Annotated in this window: 12 protein-coding genes; 4 read left to right on the plus strand and 8 right to left on the minus strand. The window is 64.1% G+C overall.

The window, feature by feature from the left end:
- Positions 1-2: 2 nt before the first annotated feature.
- The 7 genes from WCZ84_RS06175 to WCZ84_RS06205 form a co-directional block, all read right to left on the minus strand.
- Entirely contained in the window at positions 3-1,523 is a 1,521-nt protein-coding gene (locus tag WCZ84_RS06175; RefSeq protein ID WP_372685387.1) for a 3-hydroxyacyl-CoA dehydrogenase NAD-binding domain-containing protein, read from the minus strand.
- Positions 1,520-2,686, minus strand: a complete 1,167-nt coding sequence (locus WCZ84_RS06180; protein WP_372685388.1) for an acyl-CoA dehydrogenase family protein — start codon at positions 2,684-2,686, stop codon at positions 1,520-1,522. Before WCZ84_RS06180 ends, WCZ84_RS06175 begins: the two co-directional genes overlap by 4 nt.
- Complete coding sequence (locus tag WCZ84_RS06185) at positions 2,686-3,390, minus strand: SDR family NAD(P)-dependent oxidoreductase (protein WP_372685389.1); 705 nt, start codon at positions 3,388-3,390, stop codon at positions 2,686-2,688. The genes WCZ84_RS06180 and WCZ84_RS06185 overlap by 1 nt, the downstream gene beginning before the upstream one ends.
- Positions 3,383-4,153 carry an enoyl-CoA hydratase/isomerase family protein gene (locus WCZ84_RS06190; RefSeq protein WP_372685390.1) on the minus strand — a complete coding sequence of 257 codons (771 nt, stop codon included), beginning with the start codon at positions 4,151-4,153 and terminating at the stop codon, positions 3,383-3,385. Before WCZ84_RS06190 ends, WCZ84_RS06185 begins: the two co-directional genes overlap by 8 nt.
- Positions 4,154-4,159: 6 nt before the next feature.
- A complete protein-coding gene (locus WCZ84_RS06195; protein ID WP_372685391.1) occupies positions 4,160-5,776 on the minus strand; it encodes a class I adenylate-forming enzyme family protein in 1,617 nt (538 codons plus the stop codon).
- A 48-nt stretch (positions 5,777-5,824) separates the two neighbouring features.
- The gene (locus WCZ84_RS06200; protein WP_372685392.1) at positions 5,825-7,072 is read right to left on the minus strand and encodes a CaiB/BaiF CoA transferase family protein; all 1,248 of its coding nucleotides are present in this window, start codon (positions 7,070-7,072) and stop codon (positions 5,825-5,827) included.
- Between the two features lie 75 nt (positions 7,073-7,147).
- Positions 7,148-8,809 carry a sigma-54 interaction domain-containing protein gene (locus tag WCZ84_RS06205; protein ID WP_372685393.1) on the minus strand — a complete coding sequence of 554 codons (1,662 nt, stop codon included), beginning with the start codon at positions 8,807-8,809 and terminating at the stop codon, positions 7,148-7,150.
- A 306-nt stretch (positions 8,810-9,115) separates the two neighbouring features.
- Between WCZ84_RS06205 and rpoN the strand changes: the two genes are divergently transcribed.
- Both rpoN and WCZ84_RS06215 read left to right on the plus strand, forming a co-directional pair.
- On the plus strand, positions 9,116-10,543 hold the full coding sequence (rpoN, locus tag WCZ84_RS06210) for an RNA polymerase factor sigma-54 (protein ID WP_372685394.1): 1,428 nt from the start codon (positions 9,116-9,118) through the stop codon (positions 10,541-10,543).
- Positions 10,544-10,616: 73 nt separating this feature from the next.
- Entirely contained in the window at positions 10,617-11,717 is a 1,101-nt protein-coding gene (locus tag WCZ84_RS06215; RefSeq protein ID WP_372685395.1) for a CaiB/BaiF CoA transferase family protein, read from the plus strand.
- 18 nt (positions 11,718-11,735) lie between these two features.
- Here WCZ84_RS06215 and pcaF read toward each other — a convergent pair whose 3' ends face one another.
- Positions 11,736-12,941 carry a 3-oxoadipyl-CoA thiolase gene (gene pcaF / locus WCZ84_RS06220; RefSeq protein WP_372685396.1) on the minus strand — a complete coding sequence of 402 codons (1,206 nt, stop codon included), beginning with the start codon at positions 12,939-12,941 and terminating at the stop codon, positions 11,736-11,738.
- A gap of 221 nt (positions 12,942-13,162) precedes the next feature.
- On the opposite strand from pcaF, the gene tsaE reads away from it, so the two are divergent.
- Together tsaE and WCZ84_RS06230 are read left to right on the plus strand one after the other, a co-directional pair.
- Complete coding sequence (gene tsaE / locus WCZ84_RS06225) at positions 13,163-13,660, plus strand: tRNA (adenosine(37)-N6)-threonylcarbamoyltransferase complex ATPase subunit type 1 TsaE (RefSeq protein WP_372685397.1); 498 nt, start codon at positions 13,163-13,165, stop codon at positions 13,658-13,660.
- Positions 13,627-15,000 carry an N-acetylmuramoyl-L-alanine amidase gene (locus WCZ84_RS06230; protein WP_372685398.1) on the plus strand — a complete coding sequence of 458 codons (1,374 nt, stop codon included), beginning with the start codon at positions 13,627-13,629 and terminating at the stop codon, positions 14,998-15,000. The genes tsaE and WCZ84_RS06230 overlap by 34 nt, the downstream gene beginning before the upstream one ends.
- Positions 15,001-15,022: the final 22 nt, after the last annotated feature.

Raw genomic sequence — 15,022 nt, forward strand, 5'->3', positions numbered from 1 at the left:
TGTCAAGAATGTTTCGACGCGCGATCATGCGCCACGACGGCCCTGCGTGCAGGACTGTAGGCCGACTGGCCGGTCATGCGCCAGATGGCCATGCACACGTCATGATGCCAGGATAACCCGCCGCGGGTGACGCGCTCGATCGGCCCGTCGGGATAGCCCAGCCCCAGGCGGCAGGTCTTGTCCATATCTTCGGCCAAGGCCAGGCCCTCGTCGAGAAACCGCAGGGCGTCGTTGTATTTGGGGCGTACGAGGCGATCGATGATCCGGCCCGGCCGATCGGCACACACCACCGTGTCGAGCCCCGCCGCCTCGAACACGGCCCGCGCCGCTTCGAGCGCCCGGACATCGGTACGGGGCTGGCGCACGATTTCCACCAGCCCCGAGGGCGCATCGGAACCATTGCAATAGCGCGCGAAACCAAGGACATTAGACCCCTCGCGGCCAGAGTCCTCGCCGGTATGATGGCCCAGGCATTCGGTCGTGAGTTCGACGAGCACCGCCGTTTTGGAAGGATCCGGCGCATACGCGCCCCCCAGGCAAACGGTAACTTCGGCGGTTTCGGACCCCGCCCGCGCCAGAAAAGCGTCCCCCTCGGGAAACGAGCGGCTGTCCCCTTGCCGCACCACGTGAAAATCAGGCGCCTCGCGGGCCGGCTCACGCGTGCTCGCCGTTCCGGCCAACAGGCCCTGGCCAGACTTCTGCCCCAGCCTGCCCGCCGCCACCATGCGCCGCACCAGGGGCGGCACGGCGGCGCGCGGATCCAGCGTAATCGGGTAGAAGGCTTCCCCCAGGCGCTGCTGGGTATCCATCCCCACCAGATCGAGCAGCGTGCAGGGACCCATCTTGTAGCCCAGCCCCGAACAGATGGCCTTGTCGATGTCCGCCGGCGAGGCGGTCCCTTCGTCGATCAGGCGCAGCACGTCGTTGTTGAAAGGCACCAGCAACGCATTCAGGATGAAGCCCGGCTTGTCCTGCGTCTGTACCGGATTCTGCCCGGCGGCTTCCACCCAGGCCCAGGCGGTCTGAAAGGTGTCGTCGGAGGTCATGATCCCGCGTGACATTTCGACCAGCTTCATGACCTGGGCCGGCAGGCAGAAATGCATGCCGACGACCCGGTCCTGCCGGGCGCATCCGCTGGCGATCTCGGAGATCGAGAGGGTCGAGGTATTGGATGCGAACAACGTCTCTGGCTTGCACAACGCATCCAGCTGCCCCAGGAGTTGCTTCTTGACCTCGAGGTCCTCGAATATGGCCTCGATGATCAGGTCGCAGTCGGCCAGTGCGTCGAGCCGGGTTTCATCGTGCATGCGCGCCAGCGCCGCAGCCGCATCGTTGGCCGATAGACGGCCCCGCTGCACCGCCCGGTCGAAAAACGTGCCGGCCGCCGCCCGTGCCCGCGCCAGACCCTCTGCGGACTGGTCGTAACATATTGTTTCATAGCCCGCCCGCGCGGCCACCAGGGCGATGCCCGCCCCCATGGTGCCACCTGCGCCGCAGACAGCCACTTTTTTGATTGCAGTCATTTGTTCAGAAAACTCCGTCCGATGAGTTGTCGGTGGATCTGGTTGGTACCCTCCCAGATCTGCGTAATCTTGGCGTCGCGCATCAGGCGCTCGGCCCGGTAGTCTTGGCAATAGCCATAGCCGCCGTGGAACTGAACGCACTCGGTCGCCATGGCCATCGCCAGGTCCGATGCGCGCAGCTTGGCAATCGAGGCTTCGAGCCCCATGTCATCGACGCCGTCATCGACCAGCTGGGCAACGTAATCGATCCAGCGCTCGAGCATCAGGAGTTCGCTGGCCAGATCCGCCAGGGTGAACTGATTGCCCTGGAAGCCCAGCACCGGCCGGCCGCTTTGCACGCGCTGGTTGCCGTAGGCCACCATATCCTTGAACGCCGCCCGTGCAATGCCGCGGGCGTGGGCCGCCACGGATGGCCGCGACTTGTTCAGTGACGCCAGCAGGATCGCCAGGCCCTCGCCCGGCTCACCCAGCAGGTTGGCCCGCGGCACCCGGCACCCGGTGAACGACAGGCCGCACGTGGATGACCCATTGTGGCCCATCTTGCGCTCTTTCGAGACGATTTCGAAACCGGGCGTCTCTTTTTCGAAGATCAACACCGAGATCGCCTGCTTCGGATCGTCGATCGTCGACCATTTTCCGAACAGCAGATACAAGTCGGCCACGTCGCCGTTGGAGATGAAGATCTTCGACCCATCGACGATGACGTCGTCGCCGTCCGGCGTGAAGCGGGTCTTCATGCCGGTCGCGTCGGAACCGGCCGACGGCTCGGTGATGGCCAGCGCCCCCAGGCCCCCGTTGGCGATGCGGGGCAGCAGCCGCGCCCGCTGTGCCTCGGTGCCGTACTGGATCAGGGGTTTCATGCCATGAAACGTAGTGGCGTAGATGATGCCCGTGGATGCGCAGGCTTCGGAAATGATGGACACCACCTCGACATACAGGGCGTAGGACATGCCCAGGCCCCCGTAGGCCTCGGGCACGAACAGCATATTCAGGCCCAGTTCGTTGATGGCCCGCACGTTTTCCCAGGGAAAATCGCCCGTGCGATCGATGCGCTCGGCATTCGGTGCGATGACCTCGTCGGCCAGGCGCTGTACCTGGTCGAGGATCTGCCGCTCTTCGGGGTTCCAGCGACGGCTGCGCGCCAGTTGTTGCAGTAGCTTCATCAGTGATTGATCCCTTGTGCCCCATCGATATAAATGGTTTCACCCGTCAGGAACGGGATGGCTGCAGTCAGGAGGGCGCCCACCAGGCGCGCCACGTCTTCGGGCTTGCCCGGCCCGCCCGTCGGGATCCTGGATTTCATCCAGGCCCGAACCTTTTCCCGGGCCAGGAAATCCCGGTTCAGGTCGGTTTCAATATACCCTGGCGCCACATTCACCACGGCTATCCCGTGACGTGCCCATTCGACGGCCATGACCCGGGTCATGGCCGCCACCGCCGCCTTGGAGGCGCAATAGGCGAGGTTATCCGGGGCCCCCATGCGATCGAAAAACGAGCCGATATTGACGATGGTACCGCCGCGTTCGCGCAAGAACGGGAACGTTTCGCGGGCCGCCACCATGACGGCCGTTGCATTCAGGGCCATGGTGCGGTTGAAGTCCGCCACCGACAGGGTGTCGGCCGAGCCGCCCACGTGCACCCCGGCGTTGTTGACCAGGCCGGCGATCGGACCCTGAGCCGCGATCTTCGCGATACTGTCGCGTACCGCGGCCTCGTCGGTCATGTCGCATGCCATGTGCTGCCCAACGGGCCCGGCCCCCGAGCGAGACAGGCAGACCACTTCACGGCCCTTCTGCACCAATTCGGCCGCAATCGCCTGGCCAATGCCCTTGGACCCGCCCGTCACAATAAACAAACCTTCAGCCATCTTTGAACTCCGGTGAGCGTTTTTCTTCAAATGCCCGCATGCCTTCTTCGGCATCCGTGGTGCGAAAGGCAAGCGTCGATAACTCGGCTTCAAGCTGCAGGCCCTGCTCGATCGGCAGATCCATGCCGCGCTGCACGGCCCGGCGGGCGAATTCGAGTACAGGTAGACTGTAACCCGTGAAGCTGCGGGCGAAGGCCATGCCCGCAGGCAGCAGCGCATCGGCGTCGACCACACGGTGCACCAGGCCCATGCGCTCGGCCTCTTCGGCTTTCACCGAACGGCCCGTCATGATCATCTCGAGCGCGCGGGCTTCACCCACCAGCCGTGGCAAGCGTTGCGTGCCGCCATAGCCGGGAATCAGGCCCAGCTTGATTTCCGGCAAGCCGAATACGGCATTGGGGGTGCACAGCCGGAAGGTGGACGCAAGCGCCAGCTCGAGGCCGCCCCCGAACGCGTAGCCATTGACCAGCGCCACCGAGGCGATCGGCAGCCGATCGAGCCGCGCAAAGACGGCCTGGCCCAGCTCGGCCCCCCGGCGCTGCGACACGAGATCGCGATGGCGCAGCTCTTTGATGTCGGCGCCCGCACAGAACGCCTTGCCGCCCGCGCCGGTGATGAGCAAGGCGCGGATGCCCTGCATGCCGGCGACCTCGTCGAGCGCGTCGCGGATCTCGCCCAGAATGGCGAACGAGAGTGCGTTCAGGGCCTGCGGACGATCGAGCGTCAGGCAGGCAAATTCTTCTATGGTCTTCAAGTTCACCATGATGTGTCATCCTTTGTGGGCGGCATAGCGCACAGGTTGTGGACAGAGCGAACCCGCCCGGACCTGCTCGGTGAGGACCCGCTTGAGAATCTTGCCGCTGGCCGTCAGGGGCAGGGTCTCGAGCGCGATGAACCATTCGGGCATATCGAACTTCGACAGGCCTTCACGAGCCAGGTGGTCCAGCATGTCTTGGGCGCTGACCTGCCCGATGATGGCAAGGCAGACCTTTTCGCCAAGGCGGTCGTCCGGCACCGGAAAGGCAGCCGCCTTGACGACCCCTGCGTGGGTGAGCGCCAGAGACTCGATCCGGGACGGGTAGATATTATGCCCGCCGCGAATGATCAGGTCCTTGGCACGCCCTTCGATGCGCAAATTGCCGTTTTCATCCAGCGACCCCAGATCGCCCGACATCAGGAACCCCTGGCGGTTGAACGTCTTGTCGGTGGCCTCCTGGTTGCCAAAATACCCGAGCATCAATGCCGCGCCCCGACCGCCGATTTCACCGGTCTGCCCGACCGGCAATTCGCGTTCGCGGTCTTCCGGATCCCAGATCCGGACCTCGTAGGCCGACCCGCCCCGCCCGCAGGTCGATATCCAGACATCCTTGGGGTCGTCTGGATGCGTGTACTGATGCGATGAGTTTTCCGTCATCCCATAAATGTTCTGCGGGGTGATGCCCTGGTCGACGAACGACCGGGCCACGATCTCCGGTATCGGCGCCCCAGCCATGTAGAAGACACGAACGCTGCCCATTTTGGCAATGCCACGCGCTTTTTGCTCGGCCAGGATGTCCATCGCATGCGTCGGCACCCCCAGTACGTAGGTGGCCTGGGTTTCCACGATCCAGTCGAGATGGCTCCTGCCCGGCGGTGGATCATCCACCACCAGCGTGGCCCCGCTGACCAGCCACTGCCCCGCAGCCACCCAGGCGATATGGTGCGACAGCGGGCTGAGAGTGAGAATCACGTCCCGGTCTGAAAGCGCCCAGTCGTGCACCAGGCCGCGCGCGTTGGCCAACAGCGTGTTGGACGAGTGCATCACGCACTTGGGCCGTCCGGTCGTGCCCGACGTGAAAGCCAGGTATGCCACGGAATCCGGGTTGTCATGCATGTGTTCATGCACCCCGGTAATGTGCAGCGGGAACGTCTGCGGCCGGTAGACTTTTTTCAGGAAAGGCAGCCGGGCCAGCATGGCGTCGAAATCCTGGTGGGCGCGGTCGGCGCCCCAGCCCTCTTCGGTGATCAGCACCGAGGCCTGCAGCTCGGTCAGCAGGTCGATGATCTCGGCACAGGTGTAACTGCGATGCAACGACGGGTTGCAGGCCGCACCGATGCGCGAGCAGGCAAGAAACGCGATGATCGCCTCGACCCGGTTGGACATCCAGATAGAGACGCGGTCACCCGCCACCAGGCCACGCTCGAGAAAATCATCGGCCAGCGCATCGACCCGGGCCTTCAGGCTGATCCAGTCGAGCCGGTTACTGCCGTCGCGCAACGCCGCGGCCGACGGCGCCCGTTCCGCGTGCTTGCGCAGCAGCATGTAGAACGTATCCAACTGCCACAGGCCCCGTGCATAATAGGCTTTGCTGGTGGCCGGATCATGCAGGGTCAGAAAGGGGCGCATGAGGGATCTCTTGTCACGATAAAACTCCGAAAAACAGGCCGTGAATGTTCACGACGTCCTGTCCTGCGCAACTTTGTGCCCAAGCAGCGCGGACAATATCGACTCGGTGTGCTCGCCCAGCCGGGGGGGCGCGGCCCGCGGCGTCGCCGACTCATCGTCGATGCGTATGCCCAGCCCCACCTGGGGGACGAGCTGCTCGCCGTCCTGCAGCGTGAAAAACAGGCCGCGCTGCTGGAATGCCCGATCATGCGCGGTCTCATCGACCCGATTGATCGGCCCGGCCGGCACCCGGGCCCTGGCAAAGACGTCGAGCCACTCGGCCCGCGTGCGGGTCAGCAGGATGGCCTGGATATCGGCCACGATCTCGCTGCGATGCGCCCGCCGCCGGGCGTTGGTGGCGTATTCGGGCCGCGCGGCATAATGCGGATCGCCCACCGCCTCCCAGAAGCGCTTCCAGATGGCATCGGACCCCAGGCCGAGATTCAGGAGACCGTCGGCGGTCTTGAAGCTCTGGTAGATGGCGATGACGCTGTCGGTGCCGCCCGAACGCGTAGGTACCTCGCCCGAACCCAGATAGCTGGAGATGCGGCAGGCCAGAAAACGGGTCATGCTTTCGGCCAGGCTCACGTCGACCTTCGCCCCCTTGCCCGTCCGCTCGCGCGCCAGCAGGGCGACTACGGTGGCCATGGCCGCGTCCTGGCCAGCCAGCATATCGGCCGCCGGCGCACCGACTTTTTGCGGAGGACCGTCCGCTTCGCCCGTGACGTCCATGATGCCTGAATAGCCTTCGGCAATCAGGTCATAGCAGGTCAGGTCGGCCCGCGCCCCGTCCAGCCCAAACCCCGTGATGGAAACGAAAATCAGATCATCCTTGACCGCCTTCAGCGTATCGTGGTCGATCCCCAGCTTACGCTGGATGTCCAGGGGCTGGTTGCAGATCAGCACGTCCACGTGCGCCAGCAATGCGCGCAATTGCGCAAGCCCATCCGCGTCGCCCAGGTCGAGCACCACGCTTTTCTTGTTTCGATTGACCGCCGTGAACCACAGCGAATGGCCGTCCAGAAATGGCGGGCCCCAGTGACGCGCATCATCCCCCTTGGGACGCTCGACCTTGATGATCTCGGCGCCGAAATCCGATAGCAGCATGGTGGCGTAAGGCCCCGCGATCGACGTGGTCAAGTCCAGCACGACGAACCCGGACAACATCTGAAAACCGGCACCCACGGGCCGGACCGGCAAATCCTGCCACGGCAGGCGGGGTGGTTGCGGCGCCCTTCCGGTATTGGCGTCATTCATCTTGCTTCCTCCGACAGACACAACCCCTGTTCTCGCAAGATCCATGCCAGATTGCCTTTCAAGGCGGGGCCTGCCCTATCCTTGCATCTTTTTGTAGAGATAGGTTCGGGAGACCCCGAGGTATTCGGCCACCTTTTTCTTGTTGCCATTGAACCGCAGCATGGCTTCTTCCATGATTTCGCGCTCGTAGCGATCGAGGGCATCGCGCAGGCCCCCTTCTTCGACCATGCGGCCCTGAAGGGCTGCCTCGGGCAGGCGCCCGGCGCCTGAATCGGGCAGGGACGCCGTGACTTCGAAATTCCTGACCTCAAGGCGGCCATCCTCGCAAAACACAAACGCCCGTTCGGCCAGGTGGCGCAGCTGGCGTACGTTGCCCGGCCACGCACCGGCCATGAGATAGTCAAACACATCGGCAGCCACCGTGGGCACATTGCGGTCATACTGTGTAGCAAATTCAGACAGGAAGTGATTGAGCAGAAGGGGGATGTCTTCGAGGCGTTCGGACAGCGCCGGGACGTGGATGACCACCGGGCTGATGCGATAGAACAGATCCAGGCGGAAGCGGCCGAGCTCGACGAACTCTTCCAGATCGCGGTTGGTGGCCGAGCAGAGCCGGAAATCTATTTTCCTTGGGTTGCCACTGCCCACCCGCTCGACGATGCGGTCCTGCAATACGCGCAGCAGTTTGGCCTGCACCTCGAGTGGCATATCGCCGATTTCGTCCAGGAACAAGGTACCGCGATCGGCCTGTTCGAATTTTCCGGCCCGGCCTTTTTGATCGGCCCCCGTGAACGACCCGGGTTCGTAGCCAAATAGCTCGCTTTCGACCAGCTGGGCCGGTAGTGCGGCGGCATTGACGGTGACCAGACGCTCGGGGCTGCGCGGGCTGAGCATGTGTAGAGCCTGTGCGACCAGCTCTTTGCCTGTCCCGCTTTCGCCTTGGATCAGCACCGGGATATCGAGCGGCGCAATCTTGCGGATCTGGTCGCGCAGCTTCATGATGGCCGGACTGCGGCCCACGATGGCGTCCAGGCAGGATTCTTTCTGGCGGTTCTTGCGCGCTTCGCTGCGGTAGGTCTCGATTTCCTGCTCGAGCGCATTGATGCGTCGGGCGAGCGCCTCGACCTGCTGCGGCCCCTTGAACATGACGCGCCCGATGGCCCCGACGACCGTGCCCTTGTGCCGGATGGGATGGCGCGAGACGACCCGCTCTCCCCCCCGCATGCGCTGAATCTGGCCGACTTCGGCCACCCCGGTGCGCACCACGTGGTTCAGACGCGTGTTTTCGATGACGTCGGTGACTTTTTTACCGACGCCCTCGCCTTCTTTCAGGCCAAAGAATTTTTCGTGGATGGGGGATACGAACACCAGGCGCTCATGGGCATCGATGATGGCCATGCCGTCGAAAGGATCCAGCAGCAGATGCTCGATGATGTCGAACGCGAAGGGCACGCCCAGAAAGAAACGCAGGACCGTCTCGCCGTGATCCCCGAAGAACACGACCAGCGTGCCCTTCTCGAAACGCGACACGATCGCGGTGTAGCGCATGTCCGTAAAGGTGATGATCTGCAAACGCCTCTGGGCCGCTTCCCCGAGCCAGGCGGGGTCCAGCAGCAGGGCGCGCAGCCGGGCTTGCGATGCCACGCCGGCGTGGCTCTGAAGCCTGCCGTCAGGGTCCAGCACGGCTATCCCAAGAATGCCGTCGTCGTGTGTTTCTGCCTGAGCGTCTGAGTTCATAGTCCGTTCCAGCCACTGGCCGCATCATGGGCTTGCATACGGCCGGGGCGCATGGCCCCGGGCACCCTCGCATTGTGTCTTTTTTGTGAACATATTGTCAATCCGACTTGGAAAATCAGCCGATAGCGTACTTGTCGCGCACACAGAACCCTAAATTCCGCGATATGGCATGATAATTGCGGCAGTTTTATTGGATAATGATCATAATGGCCAGCACGGCCTAAAGAGACAACGGATGATCGTGCCAGCACGCTCATCCGGCAGCAGCCTTGCAGCATGGGCATCGCCCAAGGAGGTCAGGTAAGCATGAAAATTGAACTGGGGGTGGCGCAGCAGACCCGGCAAACCCTTGTCATGACCCAACAGGCCATACAGGCCATCGAAATCCTCGGGTATGGGCAAGAAGAGCTGGAAGCGTTCCTGCAGGAGCAATTGGAGCGCAACCCCCTGCTGCAGCAAGCAACGGCCGAACCCAGCCCCGCGACCCCTCACCCGCTGTCGGTGCCGTTGCCGACGCATCTGTTTGCACACCATCCAGCCAGCCACGGGGGCTCGGCCGACTTGCAATCCCTGGCCGAGACGGTCAGTGTACGGACCACCCTGCGCGACCACCTGCACCAGCAACTGAGCCTGTTCCGGATTTCGGAAGACCTGCGGGTGCTGGCGTGCTATCTGATCGATTCGCTGGAACCCGACGGCTACCTGCGTTGCGCGCCCGATGAACTGGCCGCGCTGCTGGATCTGCCCTGCGGCAGCTTCGACCCCGCCCTGCAGCTGGTCCAGTCACTGGATCCCGCAGGGGTTGGCGCACGCTCGTTGCCCGAATGCCTGGCCCTGCAGCTGCGCGACCAGGGGCGGCTCTCGCCCACGCTGCAAGCCCTGCTGGCCGATCTCGACCTGCTCGAAAGCGGCGATGCTGAACGGCTGGCGCGGCGTTGCAAGGTCTCCATGGAGCAGCTGGGCGGGCTGATCGGGCTCTTGCGCACCCTGGATCCCCGGCCTGGATATCGCTTCAACTTCGAACCCGTGCAGCCCGCCCTGCCCGATATCCTGGTCACCATCAGCCCCGAAGGCCGGGTGCGCGTGGAATACAACCCGGCGCTGCTGCCGCGCCTGATGGTCGACAAAGTCTATTTTGCCGAACTCGACGCCTGCCTGCAGACCCGCAGCGATAAAGAGTTCCTGTACGGCTGCCTGCGCCAGGCCAATACGCTGATTCATCATCTGGACCAGCGAATACAGACCACGCTGCACATCGCTACCGAAATCATCCACAACCAGGCCGCGTTCCTGCTGCACGGAGATGGCCACCTCAGGCCGCTGCTGCAAAAAGACATCGCCCGGGTTCTGGGGCTGCACGAATCCACCGTGAGCCGCAGCATCGCCAACAAGTACATGCAATGCCCACAGGGCCTGGTGCCCTTCCGGCATTTTTTCTCGGATGGCCTGCAGGCCGCAAACGGCGATCCGGACATCGCCGCCGCCGCCATCCGGCACCGCATCCGCGACCTGGTATCTGGCGAAACCCTCGAATCCGTGCTTTCGGATGAAGCCATCGTCGACTTGCTGCAGGGCGAGGGCATCCAGATCGCACGCCGCACGGTCGCCAAGTACCGGACCCAGCTGAAGATCCCGTCGTCCGCCCAACGTCGCAGGCGCATGCGCCTGCCGTGGCACGTCACTTCGCAAAATCCGGCGGCCGCGGGTACCATGCACACACGGCCCGGACCCTGAACGGGGCCTGTAGGCCTCAAGTCGTCAAAATCCCCGAAACCGTTCCACTGGAACCTCTTGCCAAAATCCTCCTATGCCACCACTGAGCGATATTCTTATCCTTGATTTCAGCACCCTAGTGCCCGGACCCCTGGCGACTCTCTTCCTGGCCGAAGCCGGCGCCCGGGTCATCAAGATCGAACGCCCGCCCACAGGCGATGAAATGCGGCTTTACGAGCCTTCCGTGCAGGGCGAAAGCGTCAACTTCGGCATGCTGAACCGCGGCAAGTCGAGCCTGAGCATCAACATGAAAGAGGCCGATGCCCTCGACAGGCTGCGCCCGCTGCTAAAAGAAGCCGACGTGATCATCGAACAGTTCCGCCCCGGCGTGATGGCCCGGCTCGGCCTGGCCTACGAGGACGTCCGCGCGCTGAATCCCGACATCATCTACTGCTCCATCAACGGCTGGGGCAATACGGGCCCCAAAGCGGCAGCCGCCGGACACGACCTGAACTACATGGCCGAGACCGGCGTGCTGGGCCTGAGCGTAGACGGCACGGGCGCCCCGGTCCTGCCGCCGCTTCTTGCCGCGGACATTGCGGGGGGCGCGTACCCGGCAATGATCAATATTCTGCTGGCCCTGCGGCGACGCGACCGGACAGGCGACGGCTGCCAGATCGAGGTCGCTATGGGTCAGAATCTTTTCCCGTTTCTATACTGGGCCTTGGGCAACGCCCATGCCCTGGATCGCTGGCCGGTGCCGGGCGGCGAAACCATCACAGGCGGCACGCCACGCTACCAGATCTACCGCACGCGCGATGACCGCTATATGGCCGCCGCCCCGCTGGAAGACCGGTTCTGGGCCAATTTTGCCAAAGTGCTGGGCCTGCCGCCCGAACTGGCGGATGATCGCCGCGACCCCAAGGCCACGCGTGACGCGGTTGCCCAAATCATCGCGCGCAAGGATGCGGCCGAATGGATGCGGGCATTCGAGGGCATCGATGTCTGCTGCTCTATCGTGCTCACCCTCCAGGAAGCCCTGCAGGATCCCCATTGGGCCGCACGGGGCGTTTTCAGCCAATCACTGAGCCTGGGGGGCAAGACCGTACCGGCCCTGCCCTCGATCATCGCACCCGCCCTGCGCAGCCCTGACATCACGGCGCAGGCGCCCCAGCTGGACAGCATGAAACCTTGACGCCCGCATCAAGACCGTTCAGACCCGCTCAAGAATCACGGCAATGCCCTGGCCCACCCCGATGCACATGGTGACCAGGGCATAACGCCCCTGTACGTGATGCAGGCGGTTGACGGCCGTGGCTGCCAGCCGCGCCCCGCTGGCGCCCAGCGGATGCCCCAGGGCAATGGCGCCGCCCCAGGCATTCACCCGGGGATCGTCGTCGGCCACCCCCAACTGGCGCAGCACGGCCAGCCCTTGCGCCGCAAAGGCTTCGTTGAGTTCGATCACATCGACCTGTTCGAGCGACAGGCCCGCCTGTGTCAGCACTTTACGGGACGCCGGCACGGGGCCGATGCCCATGACGCGAGGCTCTACACCCGCCACGGCCATCCCTACGACCCGGGCCCGCGGCTGCAGGCCAAACCGGGCGGCCTGTGATTCATCCGCCAACAGCAGGGCACAGGCGCCGTCGTTGACCCCGCTCGCGTTTCCTGCGGTCACCGTGCCTTCGGGGTGCACGATGCCGCGCAAGCGCGACAGGGCGTCCAGGCTGGTTTCGCGGGGATGCTCGTCGGTGTCCACGACCAGCGGATCCCCCTTGCGGCGCGGCACGTGCACGGGCACGATTTCACGAGCCAGATGCCCGGCAGCCTGCGCGGCATGCGCGCGCGCCTGGCTGGCCTGGGCCATCCGGTCCTGGTCCACGCGGCTGATGCCGTATTCACGCGCCACGATCTCCGCCGTTTCGGGCATGGAATCTACCCCATATTGCTGTTTGAGCAACGGATTGATGAAACGCCAGCCGATGGTGGTGTCATAAACGGCGTTGGCACGGGCAAAGGCGGACTCGGCCTTGGGCATGACAAAGGGCGCCCGGCTCATGCTCTCGACCCCCCCGGCGATTGCCAGGCTGGCCTCGCCCAGGCGAATGGCCCGGGCCACGCTGCCAACGGCGTCCAGCCCCGAACCGCACAGGCGATTGATGGTCATGGCCGGCACACCGACCGGCAACCCCGCCAACAATGCCGCCATGCGGGCCACATTGCGGTTGTCTTCACCCGACTGGTTGGCGCACCCCATGAGGACGTCATCCACGCATTCCCAGTCCACGCTCGGGTTGCGCGCCACGAGCGCCTGCACGGGGATGGCCGCCAGATCGTCGGTCCGCACGCTGGACAAGGCGCCGCCGTATCGTCCGAACGGGGTGCGGATGGCATCACAGATAAAGGCCTGACGGTTCATGAAGATTCCTCGAAAAAATGGATATGATAGGGCACTATGCAGGAAGATTCGCAAGAATCATGCCATAAACCGGGCGCCAGGCCACCGCCGCGCCTTGCGAGCGACCACGCGCGTCGGGCATGGGTGTCCGCAACCAGGTCCATCGGCGATCTCACGTCCCATCCGGGACTCGCCTAAAATGCCGGCATCACCGCAACGGCCCAATCCGCGGGCACTCCGCCATGTCAACCCCCCTCTCCTGGCCCCTGGCCAACGAAGCCGCCACCCAAGATCTGGCGCGTCAACTGGCCATTCTGGTCTGCGGACGACACCCGGACGTCCAGCAGTCAGGCGGGCGGATTCACCTGAAAGGCGAGCTGGGTGCCGGCAAAACCACCCTGGCGCGGGCCCTGTTGCGGGCAGCCGGTGTGCAAGGCCGTATCAAGAGTCCGAGCTATGCGCTTCTTGAAAGTTATAATGTTTCTAACTTATACTTCTATCACTTTGATTTTTATCGGTTTAGCGATGCGCACGAATGGCGTGAAGCAGGCTTCGACGAACTGTTCGATGACCAGGCCGTCATCCTGATCGAATGGCCCGAACAGGCAGGCACCCGCCTGCCGCCCCCCGACCTGGACATCCATCTGCAGTACACAGGGTTCGGGCGCCACGCCACACTCAGTGCCCACAGCAGCAAAGGACGACTATGGCTGACGCACCTGAACCCACCACAGGCATGACGCCCCCGGCAAGCCTGCGGCGGCGCAGGCTCATGGCAGGGGCCGGCACGCTGATGCTGCTGCCCGTACTGCCCCGCTTGGCGCAGGCCGCGACCATCGTGGCCGTACGCACGTGGCCCGCCGACGAATACACCCGGGTAACGCTCGAAATGGACACCGAGCTCAAGGCCGAACATTTCACGCTCACCAATCCGCACCGGCTGGTGGTGGACATCGACGGCCTGCAGCTCAAGGCGACCATCAATGACCTGGTCAACCGCATCAAGCCCAATGACCCCTACATTGCCAGCGTGCGCGTGGGGCAGAATCGCCCCAACGTGATCCGCCTGGTATTCGACCTCAAGCAGGACGTGGCGCCGCAGGTGTTCACGCTCAAGCCCATCGGCGAATATCAATACCGGCTGGTGCTGGACCTGTACCCCAAGGTGGCCCAGGATCCGCTCATGGCCCTGCTCAAGGACGCCGAGAACGACCCCCTGGCAGGGATCCTCGAGGATCTGGCCCAACAGCAGGGCGCGGCCAAGGCATCCATTCCGCTGGCCGACGGCCAGGATCTGCCGGCACCGCCCGCCGCCAGGAGCCACAAAGCAGAACCGCCGCCGCCTGCGCGCCTGTCGCCGCCCCCCGCCGCCTCGCGCACCCGCCCGCTGCTCATCGCCCTGGACCCGGGTCACGGCGGCGAAGATCCGGGGGCCATCGGCCGTCACGGTACCCGTGAAAAAGACGTGGTGCTGCAGATTGCCCAGCGCCTCAAGAAACTGATCGACGCACAACCCGACATGCGGGCCTATCTGACGCGCGACCGCGATTACTTCGTGCCCCTGAACGTCCGCGTGCAAAAAGCCCGGCGCGTGAAGGCCGACCTGTTCATTTCCATCCATGCAGACGCTTGGATCAAGCCCACCGCCCGAGGGTCTTCGGTATGGGCCTTGTCACAGAACGGCGCCACCAGCGCCTCGGCCCGCTGGCTGGCGCAAAAGGAAAACGACGCCGATCTCATCGGGGGCGTGAACCTGGGCGCCCACAATGCACAGGTCGCCAAGGTGCTGCTCGACCTGTCTACGGGCGCGCAGATCAACGATTCGATCCGCGTCGGCACCCAGGTCCTGAACGAGATCGGCAAAATCAATACACTGCACAAGAACCGCATCGAGCGCGCCGGGTTTGCCGTGCTCAAGGCGCCCGACATCCCGTCGATCCTGATCGAGACCGCCTTCATCAGCAACCCGGCAGAGGAAAAGCTGTTGCGCAGCGCCGCCCACCAGCAGCGCATCGCCCACGCCGTGCTCAACGGCGTCAAGGATTACTTCGCATCCACGGCCGCGCTGGCACGCACTTGATGGCCCGTGCGCTTCTGCTCGC

Source organism: Castellaniella sp. (assembly GCF_041675725.1).
In the GTDB taxonomy this organism is placed as follows: domain Bacteria; phylum Pseudomonadota; class Gammaproteobacteria; order Burkholderiales; family Burkholderiaceae_B; genus Castellaniella.

Coding starts and splice junctions, on each gene's coding strand:
- WCZ84_RS06230 (WP_372685398.1), top strand. CDS start 13,627: ATGGCTGACGCACCTGAACCCACCACAGGCATGACGCCCCCGGCAAGC.
- WCZ84_RS06205 (WP_372685393.1), bottom strand. CDS start 8,809: ATGAACTCAGACGCTCAGGCAGAAACACACGACGACGGCATTCTTGGG.
- WCZ84_RS06215 (WP_372685395.1), top strand. CDS start 10,617: ATGCCACCACTGAGCGATATTCTTATCCTTGATTTCAGCACCCTAGTG.
- WCZ84_RS06200 (WP_372685392.1), bottom strand. CDS start 7,072: ATGAATGACGCCAATACCGGAAGGGCGCCGCAACCACCCCGCCTGCCG.
- WCZ84_RS06195 (WP_372685391.1), bottom strand. CDS start 5,776: ATGCGCCCCTTTCTGACCCTGCATGATCCGGCCACCAGCAAAGCCTAT.
- WCZ84_RS06180 (WP_372685388.1), bottom strand. CDS start 2,686: ATGAAGCTACTGCAACAACTGGCGCGCAGCCGTCGCTGGAACCCCGAA.
- WCZ84_RS06190 (WP_372685390.1), bottom strand. CDS start 4,153: ATGGTGAACTTGAAGACCATAGAAGAATTTGCCTGCCTGACGCTCGAT.
- WCZ84_RS06175 (WP_372685387.1), bottom strand. CDS start 1,523: ATGACTGCAATCAAAAAAGTGGCTGTCTGCGGCGCAGGTGGCACCATG.
- tsaE (WP_372685397.1), top strand. CDS start 13,163: ATGTCAACCCCCCTCTCCTGGCCCCTGGCCAACGAAGCCGCCACCCAA.
- rpoN (WP_372685394.1), top strand. CDS start 9,116: ATGAAAATTGAACTGGGGGTGGCGCAGCAGACCCGGCAAACCCTTGTC.
- pcaF (WP_372685396.1), bottom strand. CDS start 12,941: ATGAACCGTCAGGCCTTTATCTGTGATGCCATCCGCACCCCGTTCGGA.
- WCZ84_RS06185 (WP_372685389.1), bottom strand. CDS start 3,390: ATGGCTGAAGGTTTGTTTATTGTGACGGGCGGGTCCAAGGGCATTGGC.